Genomic DNA, 13,706 nt, shown 5'->3' with positions numbered 1-13,706 from the left:
CATTGATAAAATAAATTAAGAGTTTTCTTTACTATCACTGATATTATGTAAAAAAAATCAAAATTTAAATAAAATCTATTGATATTCTTTAGATATTATTTAATTTATGAAGCGTTACTAAAAAAACTTGTTATTCATATATTAAATAAAAATAACAAGTCTTCTTTGATTAAAAAATTACTCAACTGTCACAGATTTTGCTAAGTTTCTCGGTTGATCGACATCTGTTCCCTTAAGTAAAGCAGCTTCATAAGCCAGCATTTGTACAGGAACCGTATAAAGCGGTGGCGTTACAAAAGAATGCACCGTAGGAAGAACAACAATTTGTTCAGCAATTCCCTTGACGCGCTCTGCACCCTTAACATCTGTAAAGACCAAGATACGACCACCTCTGGCTTTGGCCTCTTGCAAATTTGACAAAGTTTTTTCAAATAAAGGTCCAGAAGGTAACAAAGAAATCACAGGCACTGTGTTGTCAATTAAGGCAATCGGACCATGCTTCATTTCCCCAGCAGCATATGCATCGGCGTGAATATAAGAAATTTCCTTGAGTTTCAAAGCCCCTTCCATTGCCACAGGGAACATAATGCCGCGTCCTAGATAAATGACACTTTGAACTTGAGAAATGATATGCGCCATTTTTTGTATTTGCTCTTGCATTTGCAAAATCTCGGCAACACGGCTTGGCAAATCAATTAACGCTGTCAGACACTCATCGATATATTCAGAAGTAATGGTTCCTCTTTCCTGTCCCATTACCAAGGTTAAACACGCCAATACAGTCAACTGAGCCGTAAATGCTTTCGTCGATGCCACCGCAATTTCAACTCCAGCATCCATCCCAAGAACGACATCGCTTTCCCGTGCCATGGAACTATGTTCATTGTTTAATACAGAAATGATATTTTGCCCTGCATTTCTCAAAGAACGTAATGCTGCAAGCGTATCCGCTGTTTCCCCCGATTGAGAAACCAACAATCCCATCCCACCTTCATCAAAAGGAGGATTGCGATAACGCATTTCACTCGCAACATCCAAGTCGATAGGTAAGCGTGCAATTTCCTCTAACCAATAACGCCCAATAACCCCAGCATAGAATGCAGAGCCACAAGCTGTGATAATGCCGCGCTTTAATGATTTCATATCAAACGGCATATCAGGCAATTCAATTTTATGCGTCACTGGGTTAACAAAACGACGCAAAGTTTGCCCAATCACGACAGGATGTTCATGAAGCTCTTTTTCCATATAATGGCGATATCCATCTTTGCCAATCGCACCTGCCATTAACGCAGTTGTTTGCACAGGACATTCAACTGTTTGACCATCCATATCAAAAAACTCTGCACCTTTTCTGGATAGAACAGTCCAAACCCCATCAGGCATGTAAGCAATCTTACGGGTCATTGGTGCAACAGCCAGGCTATCTGAACCCAGATACATTTCATCCTCGCCAAATCCGACAACCAAAGGGGCACCATGTCTGGCACCAATCATCATATTTTCATCACATGCGAAAATCATAGCAATAGCATAAGCACCCTCTAATCTTTTCAAAGTAGCATGTGCAGCTTCTTTGGGTGTTTTTCCTTGCTTTAAATGATAATCAACAAGCTGAACGATGGTTTCACTATCTGTTTCACTATTGAAAACCTGACCAAGCTCGATCAGTTCTTTTTTTAACTCTTCGTGATTTTCAATAATGCCATTATGCACCACAGCGACACGATCAGTTGCATGCGGATGCGCATTATGTTCTGTTGGTGCACCATGGGTTGCCCACCGTGTATGACCAATCCCTGTATTTCCTGATAAAGCATTATTCTCTAACACTTTGGCAAGGTTATCCAACTTGCCCGAAGCACGTCTTTTATCAATATGGTGATTATTAATCGTTGCCACGCCTGCGGAATCATATCCACGATATTCTAAACGACGCAGAGCTTCAATAATAATGGGTACAGCAGATTGCTTTCCTAAAATCCCAACAATTCCACACATAAGTTTGTATCTCCTATTTTCTTGACGCTCTATTTCGTTGTTTTCTTTTTGTTTACTTGTCGTGCTCTGCCAAAAGCCAAAGCATTCTCGGGAACATTCTCAGTGATAACACTGCCTGCTGCAATTAAACTTTTATTACCAATTTCTACAGGAGCCACTAAAATAGCATCTGACCCAATAAAGGCTTCTTCTCCGATAATAGTTTGATGTTTATTGACACCATCATAATTGCACGTAATCGTTCCCGCACCCACATTTGTCTTTCGACCAACAACGGCATCTCCTAAATAGGTAAGATGATTAACTTTGGCACCTTCCCCCAATGTCGTTGCTTTTAATTCAACAAAATTTCCAACATGAGCATCTTTGCCAATAACTGCATTGGGACGTAAGCGTGCATAAGGACCAACGACGGCATCTTCTTTAACCTCACAGCCTTCTAGATGGCTGAAAGATCGGATTTCTGCACCAGCATGAACATGAACCTTTGGACCAAAAACAACATGAGGATAAATTAAAACATCCTCGCCCAATATTGTATCAGCAGATAAAAAAACAGTTTCAGGAGCAAGCATTGTTACCCCATTATCCATCGCTTTTTTACGAAGTTTTTGTTGAACAATCTGTTCGGCAACGGCTAATTCTGATTTAGAGTTAATCCCACTTAACTCAGCCTCTGATGCACGAAGGGCTTTGATATGTTTACCTTCGTTCACTGCAATAGCAACCGCATCAACAAGATAATATTCTTTTTTACTATTTTTATTTTCTATCTGACGCAACCAATATTTAAACGAACTGACCTTGGCACAAATTACGCCTGCATTACAAAGATGGATTTGCTTTTCTTCTTCGGTTGCATCTGCAGTTTCAACAATACGACGCACCCACCCTTTTTTCTCGATGATGCGACCATAAGACTTAGGATCTTCGCATTCCATTGCCATTAATACCATATCAACATCACGTTGTTGCTGGCATTCAAGAATCTTTTTTAACGTTTTTTTGCTTACTAATGGATTATCAGCATAAAGAATGGTAACGGTTCCGTTTCCAAAATACTCTTCTGCCTGTATAGCTGCATGAGCAGTCCCAAGGCGATGTTCTTGAACCACAACTTGATGAGGAGCTGCCAGCTGTGCGACCTCATCCATATTCGGCCCTACTACAACCACAACTTTGTCAAAGACTTTTTCAACATTATCCAACAGATAACGTAACATTGGTTTTCCAGCCAAAGGATGCATTGCCTTTGGTTTGGCTGATCTCATACGGGTTCCCATCCCTGCGGCTAAAATAACTGCAACAGATTCTGGTAAAGTGTTTGTGGATTTACTCATAACTCGCCATAATAATAAATTAGGAATATTCTTATTTCCATTTATAACCAATTTTGTAACTTTAGAAAGGGAAAAACGATGAATTATAGTGCCAATCCTGTGATTGTGTTTGATATGGATGGAACATTAATTGATAGTTTACCTGATCTGTCCAATAGTGCGCGTTATTTAATGCAATCTTACCAATTGCCGACCGTCACCGACCAAGATGTCCGCCTAATGATTGGAGATGGTATCAAAGTTTTAGTTGAACGATTATTATCCCATGCAGGAAGTTCTGGTGATACAATTAATGTTCAAGAAGCTACCGATCGGTTCATTACCTATTATGTTGAGCACTCCACTGATTATTCCAAACCTTTTGACGGTGCCGTGCAAGTAATGGAAGAGTTCCAAACACTTGGTTGGAAGATAGCGCTTTGCACGAATAAAATTACCAGTGCTGCGCAACAAATCTTAGAGCAACTTAAAATCGATCATTTTTTTGATGCTGTTGGCGGTGGGGATTTGTTTGAAGATAAGAAACCACATGCATGCCATTTAGAAGGCATTATGAAAATGCTGAATGCTGATCCAACGAAAACCGTGATGGTTGGGGATCATATTAACGATATCCTCGTTGCCAAGAATGCTAAAGTTGCAGGGAGTGTTTTTGCAGCATGGGGATATAGTAAGCCTGAAGTTGGTGAGCAAGCGACACTTGTTGCGAATACACTATTGGAACTATCTAACTTGGCAGAAAAAGTAGTCACTAAGTAATTTTGTTATTCAAGGGTGATTGTGGGAGGGAGTGATGGAATTATATTCATTAAAAGAATTAATAGACTTTATAATACAAGGAATTATAAAAGAACAATTCGAAGAACATTTTGAAGAAACTTTCGAAGAGTATGATAATAAAAACATTATAGATTTCGAAGAGGCTTTTCTGTACCAGCATAAAGACAAAGTTAAAAATTTGTCTAAAAATTTATCTATAATTTATAATAAATTAAAAACTTTATCTATTTCAAAAGAAATTGTTTTATTTTCTAATCATCATATAGAAATACCTGTTTATTTCCCCAATAAGTTATTTTTCTCTTTAGGTAATGACTATTATATAAATGATAAAATCAATAATATTCGATATGAGATTAGCTCTCAATCAACAGAATATAGTTTATTAACACTCAATCATTTTAAAATATTATATGATAATAAACAAATGGAGTTAGACGAGCAAAGTATTCATAGTATGCTAGGTGAATATTTTAATGAGTATGAAATAAATGATTTTTTTCAATTTAATTTTTATATGTTAAGGCAACTTTTTCAAACTTTAACCATAAAAATAACCACTATAGACAGTATGTCTCTTCAAGATTTACAAAAACTTACGGAAACTTTTATTTTCCAGGTTATGATAAATAATAATACATCTTGCGCATATTATCTAAGTATGTTTGATGTTCTCAAGCAAAATACTTTTGTAGAAGACGAAAGACAAAATTTAAATAAATTTTCCTCTGCTCCCCACCGTATTTATAGAAATCATATTATAGACTAGTACTCTCTAGCGTTATCTTCAAATGAACCTTTTGCACAATACCTCTCTTACTATCATGTTCTAGAATATTTTTTTGATGAAGTTTTTAATGAAAATTTACGAAAAGAATTTCAAAACAAAATTACTCATCCCAACTTTTCTTATAAAAATAATAACGAGCTGGATGAAGTGATTGACTTTATTAAAAAAAACAAGGAATTGCAAAGAAAATGGTCAAGGCAATGAATTAGAATCTTTGAAACTTGTTTTAAAGAAATTTATCGATAGAGATGAGTTACAAAAAAGATTAAGTTCCGAACAAATTGAATATTTCTTGAAAAATAAAATTAGTTTTAGCCATGCCCCAACAGTTTCTTTTAAAGATACAGAAGGTTTTTATCATCATCTAGCACAGCGTATCTATCGAACACGTAACGCCTTGGTTCATAGTAAAGAAGGTAATGTCGAACGTTATAAACCTTATCAAGATAGTCAGGAACTCAGCAAAGAAATCCCATTAATTAAACTGGTTGCTGAACAAGTCATTATTTACTCATCTACCCCCTTATAATAGACTTTAAAATTCTATATAAATATCATTATCCGAAACGTCTTCTGCATCATATCCTATATACATGGCATATAATTTAAACCTCAAAACGCTTTTTTCTTTACTCCTGATTGGCATTATTGGAGGATGTGTTGGGGTTGGATTAACGTTGTTAATGCATTTTTTACAGCACCTTACCTTTAATGCTCCACTTGATACAATCATGCCATTCCGAGTCATGGTCGAGGATGCTTCTCCTTTCAGACGCGTATTAGCATTGCTGATTTGTGGTTTAATTGGAGGTGTAGGCTGGTTCTGTATTCATCGTTATGGCAAGCCGCTGGTCGATATTAAAACCGCCGTTCAAAATAAAGATAAGAACCTCCCTTTCCTCACCACTTTTTTTCATTCTTTATTACAAATCATCACCGTTGCGATGGGCTCCCCCCTTGGGCGTGAGGTCGCTCCCAGAGAAATGACCGCAGCCTTTGCCAATAAATGGATCAATTTCTGTCATTTTTCAGAGGAAGAACGAAAAATACTCTTAGCCTGCGCCTCTGGTGCTGGTTTAGCTGCTGTTTATAACGTGCCATTGGCTGCAATGATCTTTATCTTGGAAACCTTATTACTCAGCTGGAGTATAACCTCCATAATCGCCGCCTTTATTTGTTGCAGTACAGCCGTATTTGTTATGCGTTTAGGATTAGGAGATCTGGTTCAATATCCATTAGAACATTTGAAATTTAATAATGTTTTGATTATTTGGGCGATGGTCGCTGGACCAATCATTGGAATCATAGTCTGGCTTTTTGATAAAAGCATTCAACGCTTACCAAAATTACCCAAATCCAAACCAATAATGATTTTAATTTCAACATTGGCTTTTGGAATCATTGGTATTTTATCAATAAAATATCCAGAAATCTTAGGAAATGGTAAAGCTGCCAATCAACTCACCTTTACCTCAGAAATCAATTTAAATTATGCTATAGGATTATTCATCAGCAAATGGGGCGCTGTTTTATTCGCCATGGTTGCAGGAGCTTATGGCGGGCGAATCACCCCAAGCATGATGTTGGGCGGCGCATTGGGATTTATAACAGCTTGCTTTTGGAATATGATGTTTCCAATAATTCCTTTATCCAGCGCAGCCATTATTGCTGCTGCTGTTTTTTTAGGAATCGCACAAAAAATGCCATTAACGTCTGCTATTTTTATGCTGGAACTTTCTCGTTATTCGCCCGCATATTTTTATCCAATCTGCCTATGTTTTGCTACAGCAATGCCCACTTATTATATTGTACAAAATCAAATGATGAAGCCATCACTATAATTACTCACCAACGGGAATTTGTCTCAAAACACCAGTCACGACACCCATTTTAGGATTTTTAAAATCAAATCTGGCAGGTAGATATCCAATGCCGTCGATATTTTTAAACCATATCGAGCCAGGTTGTGGTTGCGATAATAAAGCTCTATTATGAGAATGTGTTTTAAATCCACCAATTTGCTGAGCAACTGCTTTGCATAATATCGCTTTGCCTTTATAAGGGCTGGTCCATGTTGACGGCATTTCACTTTCCCCTGCGGTTTCACTTTGGAAAGAAAAAGATCTTAATCCGTCTGATAATTTAAACTGAGAATCGCATTTCCCTGTTGTACGAACTTTATAAATCAAATCAGCCATAGCGCTCAATACATCTAGACTGTTTGTTTTTTGGTCTGGGGTCAAGACATCACGATCATTTCCAGGTGCTGGTTCCAATGTTGTAATATCAGTTTTTGATCCATAGTTAGAATTCATAACCAGTTTAAATTTGCCATTTTTATCTTTACCAATTGATTGATATGTTCCTGGCAAAGCATGTCCATTTTTAAAAACACCATCCACAGTGGCATTAGTGTTTAAACTGAATACAAGACTTGCCATCCCCGCAGAAGCAAAATTCGCTTTTACTTTATAAGTTGTTGGCGTCAACGAGTAGTTCGCATTGACTGTAATAACATGCATTCCTTTATTATAAATATCATAAACCAATTTAATAGATTGATTTTCCTGGGTTTGCATACCACCAGTTGATTGTGCATGCACAATATCTAAAAACCCGAAACTCAATCCACAGGCTATACCCATTAATCTAAAGAAATTTTTTTTCATCATAACTATCTTTTGTTATTAATCGAATAATGGGACTATAATAGACAATTATGGCATTAAATAGATTTACAATTATTTTATTCTAATAACTCGATCATTAATGATCATATCACATCTTTATAATCAAGCTATTAGAATATGGTTACTTAAATACTACCTGTATCAAAGGCTTCTGCATGAATATTTTCAGCTGGAACACCAAGATTCTTTAAATCTTTAATACGCTCTTGCATAAAATCTACTGGACCACATAAATAATATTCACCATTAGGCGTAATTTTATCTTTAAGTGCCAAGAGATTAACTCTACCAAGATAATCAAGTTGGTTATCTTGGTCTTCTGGATTAGAATAAAATATAATTTTCTCAAAATTATTGTTTTTTTCAACGATATTATTAACTTGGCTGTGCATAGCATATGTTTGTATATTACGCGTACCATGAATAAATGAAACTGGTCTTTTTGTTTGTTGCTGAGCCAAATGAGTCAACATTGATATCATCGGTGTAATACCAACACCAGCACTGATTAAATATACAGGCTTATCACTTTGTTCATTCAAACAGAATTCTCCACTTGGTGGTGCTATATCAATGACATCCCCTACGTTAAAATTCTTATGCAATACATTAGAAACATGTCCAGCGGGTGTTTTTGCAGTTCCGTCTTCACGTTTTACAGAAATACGGTACGTATCTTTGCCAGGAGCATCTGATAATGTATATTGTCGAGGTTGTATTAGATCCCATTCTGGTACGTAAACTCTGACTGATATATATTGACCTGGATGAAAAGCTGGTAATTTACCATTATCAATTGGTTTGAAGTAAAAAGAGGTAATTTGATCCGTTTCAGCAATTTTTTTAACAATTTTGAAACTTCTCCAACCCGTCCAAGCACCCTCTTTTACCAAATCTCCATATAATTTAGTTTCCATACCAATTAATAAATCAGCAAGTTGTTGGTATGCCAATCCCCATGCCTCAATCAACTGATCTGTTGCAGCCTCTCCCAAAACTTCTTTAATAGACGCCAATAAGTGTTTACCAACAATGGGATAATGTTCGGCACGAATACCAAGGCTGACATGTTTATGTGCAATATGAACTAAAGCATCTTTTAAAATAGTTGGATCATCAATATTTTGTGCATACGCAAGGACTGCACCTGCCAATGCGTGTTGTTGCTTACCCGCCTCTTGATGCCCACGATTAAATACTTGTTTTAACTCCGGATTTTCCGAAAGCATTCTTTTATAAAAATGAGACGTAAGATCAACACCGTGCTCACTTAATACTGGAACAGTAGCTTTTATTATAGATTTTTGATTTTCCGTAAGCATTGAAATAGCCCTTCAACAAACTGTAAAGTCAATATATTTTTTCAATATATTTAGATAACATTATGAATGTGAAAGCTTCGAAGCATTTCTTAATCTTAAAGATATATTAATTATATATCTTTTTATTTAAAAGTAAACTATTCAGTACATCTTTAATTTATGCTTTATATTCCCAAAGTATTTTTTACTTTAAAAACAACATCTTCTGTATCATCTAGGGGACAGACATTCCAACTTTCTAAACGACCACGAAATAATTTGACTCGTTTTTCTTGCTGCATTGAATGAATAAAAAATGAAATTCGCTTTGATTTTCCAGGTAAAGATAAAATCATAACTGGTGCCGAAGTTGCCACCGCCTCTGAGATCATTGAAACACTATCGGTTGTAACAAGAATAAAATCTGCACATGCCAACAATCCTAAATAAGGATTTTCTCCCTCTCCATCCCAGATATAGGCACCTAAAGGTATTAATATTTGTTTGAAAACAGCGATAGCTTCTTTTCCCGTCCGGCGTGACGGCGTAAGTGCAATGCTGACATTATCTGTCTTCATTAAATTTGCTAATTGATAAGCGATGCTCTCAGCTTCTACTTTCCCCAATGTAAAACGACCATTATTCCCCCCAATAAGTACTGCAACCAATGGTTTTGAATTGGGTCGTAAAAAAGATATCCATTTTTTTTGATTTTCTAATAAAATTTGTGCGGAAATATGGTGAAGGGCCGTTCGTGAAACAATCACGTTTCTACCCCCCAGCTGGTCATGAGGATTAACAATAACCAAATCAAATTTATCAAGAGATATACGAGGATTTTGAATATGAATAGCCGCCCGACCCGATTTTCGAATAGCTGAGTTAATCACCCCACCTACACTTCCAACACTAATTACAATTGGGCTTTCACCAATGTTGAATGCCTCGACTGCCTTTAGTGGGAAAGGCCAATATGGGGCTGAAATAAAGCTCCATGGTTTTTTAGGAATCAAGTTGCAAAGCTCTTTTTGATATCCTGCCCGTTCTGCTAGACCAAAAGCTTGCGATTTCATTCCAGCAAAATCTTCTGTTAATATAACTGCTTTGACCATTGTTAGGAAAACCTCATTACGATAGGTGAAGCTTATTAGTAATTTCTTTAATTAAGTATTCAGCCAGATCTTGCCATTCTTTGTCGGCGTCATGCTTTCGATGTGATAGGGGAAAGTTTAATTGTAAGATTTCATCCAACCCTTTAGCAATATCTGCCACAGTAGGTTCACAAATAAATGCTAAATCGTCTTCTCCAAATTGCTCTGATAAACCACCTACGTTTGTGATTAAAATAGGTTTTCCAAAAGCTAAAGCCGTCGCTGCAATTCCACTTTGACTAGCTTCCCTATAAGGGAGAATAACAACATCGGCCCATTGCATTAATTCACCAATTTCTTCCTCGGGTACCCAACGATTTTCGACGATAACATTTTGTCTTTTGTTCAAGCGATCCAAAACTGCACTCTTAGGTCCCTGTCCCACAATACGCAATGTATAAGGCTGTTGTATGGATATTTGATCTAATGCTTCCTCTAGCAAATCGAACCCTTTATACAATAAAAGCCGACCGAAGTTTAATAACTTAATCTCTTGATTAACAGATTGTAGCTGTTCGTTCTTAGACCAATAAGAAAAAGGAGGATGCCACCCTTGTATAATTTGAGAACTTGGAACATAATTAACTGCAATCAATTGTTTATAAACATATTTTGAAAATGTTACTGTTAATCTTGATCGCTTAATAAGTAATTTTTGTAAAAAATGCTGAAAAATATAACCATCCCCTGGATGAGGATGCACATCGTGCACAACAACAATATACGGAATTTTACGCAATTTAAGTGCTGCGGCCATGACTAAGTCCATCGGACCGGGCATTGTACAAATAGCAACATCAATCTTATTATGTTTGATAAATTGATGTAATTTGTAAATCATCAATGGTGCTTGTAAAACACGATACAAATATCCCAGAACGGAGGTATAAGTTTGAATTTGAAAATCAGCAGAAACATTATGGTCTTTTTGTAAAATCTCAGCTTGGCAAGACAAAGATAAAAACGCCTTAACATTTGGTATTGATACAACTGCTTTAGAGAATTCAACAGCAGTTTTAGGTCCTGCTCCTCGACGTCCCCATTGCCATATCAACATATTAAGAGGCTTTTTCATTCCATATCCGTTACCACGCCGTTCGCGGATAATCCCTTTATTAAAGATTGTGAACCAAATTGTTTGTAAGCTCTTTTACATGCGGCACTCCCCAAAGCAAACCGATAATCTGGATCAGAAGCTAATTTATTAATCGCTTGTGCAGCAATATCACAATCTGGATCAGCCCAATAAGTATTCGAAAACTCATAAACCGCCCGGGGATCCTTAACAGGGATTAACTGATAGGAAACAGGAACTCCACATGTTTCGTCAATAAATTCAGAAGTAGCAGACCAGTTTGTCGATATGACGGGTTTGCCACATAACATCGCCTCTGCTGGAACCAACCCAAACCCTTCACTACGATGCAAAGATAATATAATGTCCGCATGATGTAATAATGCTTGGTTTTCTGCGGACGATAAAATGTTATTAATAACAATAATCGCGTCATGACCTTGAATAATATTCATAATTTTATCCATATCGACACGATAATATTCCGTATAAGAAATTTTTAGCACCAAGCATACACCCCTATCATGCTTGTTCGCTTTAAGAAATGCTAAAATTGCACCCAGGGGGTTTTTTCTTGCAAAACTAGAAGATAAACTAAACGAAACAAGAACAATTATTTTATCTTTAGGTAATCCCAAAGATTCACGGCTGATATGTTGCACAGGATAAGCGACCCTATCAGCAATAGGATGAGGTATAACCCTTACGATTTTATTATATTGTGTCGCCCATTTCTTTATAGCATTAGCAACAAATTCCGAAGGTACCCAAATTTCATGAACAAATTGAAAACCAACCATCCAGTCTTTCGGTAAAATTTCTAATTCCCAAGCCCAATAACCAATAATTTTACGATTTTTAACAAGTTTTCTTGGCAAAGCTAAAAGTGCAAAGGGCAACTGAGGTGAATTTATATGCAGAATCAAAGGTGCATGAATATACTGAGATAAAAGATGGGTGGCTTTTTTATATCTGTCCCATGAAAAAGAATAAGGTACAATATCCAACAGCTGAACAGGAATATTATTTTTTTGCAATGCTTGATGCATTACGCGGGCACCTTCACCAAGTCCAGATGCGCGTGAGACTTCACCCCCAATAATAACCGTTGAATCGGTGGGTGGATCAATTGTTATTGACGGAGCAAGATAAGCCCCCAATCGAGCCAAAAAATATCGTCGGCTTGAAGGGGGAAACAAACGCCATAACCGATGTAACGGTTTAATCAGCAATTTTACTCCGTCAATTTATAGAAACTATTTATATATCGGAAAACGTTTGCAGAGTGCAACTACCTTTTGATGTACTTCTTGTTCTGCTTTGCTGTTATCACCATCAGGAGCATCAGCCAAAGCAGTCAGAACTTCATTAATTAATAATCCAATTTCACGGAATTCTACTTCTCCAAATCCACGAGATGTTCCTGCGGGGCTACCTAAACGGATACCAGATGTAATTGCTGGTTTCTCTGGATCAAAAGGAATAGCATTTTTGTTCGTCGTGATCCCTGCTCTTTCCAAACTTTCTTCTGCTTGTTTTCCTGTTACTTTCTTTGGACGCAAATCGACTAATAGTAAGTGACAGTCTGTCCCTTCAGTAACAATATCAAAACCACATTCAATTAAAGTTTCAGCAAGAACTTTGGCATTTTTGGCAACAGATTTTTGATATTCTTTAAACTCTGGGCGTAGAGCCTCACCAAAAGCAACAGATTTTGCCGCAATCACGTGCATTAATGGGCCGCCTTGTAATCCAGGAAATACAGCTGAATTAATCTTCTTAGCAAGATCAGGATTATTGGTTAAAAGAAAACCTCCACGTGGTCCACGTAATGTTTTGTGCGTTGTGCTGGTGACAATGTCAGCATAAGGAACTGGATTAGGGAATAGACCTGCTGCAACTAATCCAGCAAAATGAGCCATATCCACCATTAAATAGGCACCAACTTCATCAGCAATCTTACGAAAACGTTCGAAATCAATGATACGTGGGTAGGCTGATCCCCCTGCAATAATCAATTTTGGTTTTTCAGCGCGTGCAATAGATTCCATTTCATCATAATCTAGATATCCATCTTGACGACGAATACCATATTGTAATGCATGAAACCATTTGCCAGAAAAATTGGGGGCAGCACCATGAGTTAAATGCCCACCAGAAGCCAAATTCATCCCCAATACTTTATCACCAGGCTTCACGGTTGCCATATAGGCTGCCAAATTCGCATTCGCACCAGAGTGAGGCTGCACGTTGGCGTATTCAGCACCAAAAATTTTCTTAAGACGTTCAATAGCAAGTGTTTCAACTTTATCAACTTCGGCACAGCCACCATAATAACGACGCCCAGAATATCCTTCGGCATATTTATTCGTCAAGACACTACCTTGTGCTTCTAAAACAGCTTGAGAAACAAGGTTCTCACTTGCAATAAGCTCAATGCCATCTTGTTGGCGAACCAGTTCGCCATGAATATATTGACTGACTTCTGGGTCCGTACTAGATAAATCAGAGTTGAAAAACTGATCATAATTTTTATTATCAGACATTCACAAATTCCTGCTATTAAAGATTGAGGGTT

General features: G+C 37.1%; 12 protein-coding genes. 4 read left to right on the top strand and 8 right to left on the bottom strand.

The genetic code is table 11. The annotated features are described in order from the left end of the window. Positions 1–177 precede the first annotated feature (177 nt). Entirely contained in the window at positions 178–2,001 is a 1,824-nt protein-coding gene (gene glmS, locus PQG54_RS03705; RefSeq protein WP_271788820.1) for a glutamine--fructose-6-phosphate transaminase (isomerizing), read from the bottom strand. A gap of 29 nt (positions 2,002–2,030) precedes the next feature. Then, a complete protein-coding gene (gene glmU, locus PQG54_RS03700) occupies positions 2,031–3,341 on the bottom strand; it encodes a bifunctional UDP-N-acetylglucosamine diphosphorylase/glucosamine-1-phosphate N-acetyltransferase GlmU (protein WP_271788821.1) in 1,311 nt (436 codons plus the stop codon). A 78-nt stretch (positions 3,342–3,419) separates the two neighbouring features. Between glmU and PQG54_RS03695 the strand changes: the two genes are divergently transcribed. The 4 genes from PQG54_RS03695 (at position 3,420) to PQG54_RS03680 (ending at position 6,752) form a co-directional block, all read left to right on the top strand. Further along, positions 3,420–4,100, top strand: coding sequence for an HAD family hydrolase (locus PQG54_RS03695; RefSeq protein ID WP_271788822.1), 681 nt, complete (start codon positions 3,420–3,422; stop codon positions 4,098–4,100). Positions 4,101–4,134: 34 nt separating this feature from the next. Next, positions 4,135–4,890 (top strand): hypothetical protein, encoded by a 756-nt coding sequence (locus PQG54_RS03690; protein WP_271788823.1) that lies wholly within the window; start codon positions 4,135–4,137, stop codon positions 4,888–4,890. Between the two features lie 172 nt (positions 4,891–5,062). Further along, on the top strand, positions 5,063–5,440 hold the full coding sequence (locus PQG54_RS03685) for a hypothetical protein (RefSeq protein ID WP_271788824.1): 378 nt from the start codon (positions 5,063–5,065) through the stop codon (positions 5,438–5,440). 64 nt (positions 5,441–5,504) lie between these two features. Then, positions 5,505–6,752, top strand: coding sequence for a chloride channel protein (locus tag PQG54_RS03680; protein WP_271788825.1), 1,248 nt, complete (start codon positions 5,505–5,507; stop codon positions 6,750–6,752). Here the strand turns inward: PQG54_RS03680 and PQG54_RS03675 are convergent, their stop codons facing one another. The 6 genes from PQG54_RS03675 to glyA form a co-directional block, all read right to left on the bottom strand. Further along, a complete protein-coding gene (locus tag PQG54_RS03675) occupies positions 6,753–7,583 on the bottom strand; it encodes a DUF3108 domain-containing protein (protein WP_271788826.1) in 831 nt (276 codons plus the stop codon). Between the two features lie 143 nt (positions 7,584–7,726). Then, positions 7,727–8,923, bottom strand: coding sequence for an NO-inducible flavohemoprotein (gene hmpA, locus PQG54_RS03670; protein ID WP_271788827.1), 1,197 nt, complete (start codon positions 8,921–8,923; stop codon positions 7,727–7,729). A gap of 164 nt (positions 8,924–9,087) precedes the next feature. Further along, positions 9,088–10,014: a mitochondrial fission ELM1 family protein gene (locus tag PQG54_RS03665; protein ID WP_271788828.1), complete on the bottom strand. Its 927-nt coding sequence runs from the start codon at positions 10,012–10,014 to the stop codon at positions 9,088–9,090. A gap of 16 nt (positions 10,015–10,030) precedes the next feature. After that, positions 10,031–11,128: a glycosyltransferase family 4 protein gene (locus PQG54_RS03660; protein ID WP_271788829.1), complete on the bottom strand. Its 1,098-nt coding sequence runs from the start codon at positions 11,126–11,128 to the stop codon at positions 10,031–10,033. Next, positions 11,125–12,360, bottom strand: a complete 1,236-nt coding sequence (locus PQG54_RS03655) for a glycosyltransferase family 4 protein (RefSeq protein WP_271788830.1) — start codon at positions 12,358–12,360, stop codon at positions 11,125–11,127. The genes PQG54_RS03660 and PQG54_RS03655 overlap by 4 nt, the downstream gene beginning before the upstream one ends. A 24-nt stretch (positions 12,361–12,384) precedes the next feature. Then, positions 12,385–13,674, bottom strand: coding sequence for a serine hydroxymethyltransferase (glyA, locus tag PQG54_RS03650; RefSeq protein WP_271788831.1), 1,290 nt, complete (start codon positions 13,672–13,674; stop codon positions 12,385–12,387). Between the last annotated feature and the right edge of the window lie 32 nt (positions 13,675–13,706).

Origin of the sequence: Commensalibacter communis, from assembly GCF_947179015.1 — a bacterium.
Taxonomy (GTDB): domain Bacteria; phylum Pseudomonadota; class Alphaproteobacteria; order Acetobacterales; family Acetobacteraceae; genus Commensalibacter; species Commensalibacter communis.
This window is presented reverse-complemented; position numbering and strand designations above follow the sequence as displayed.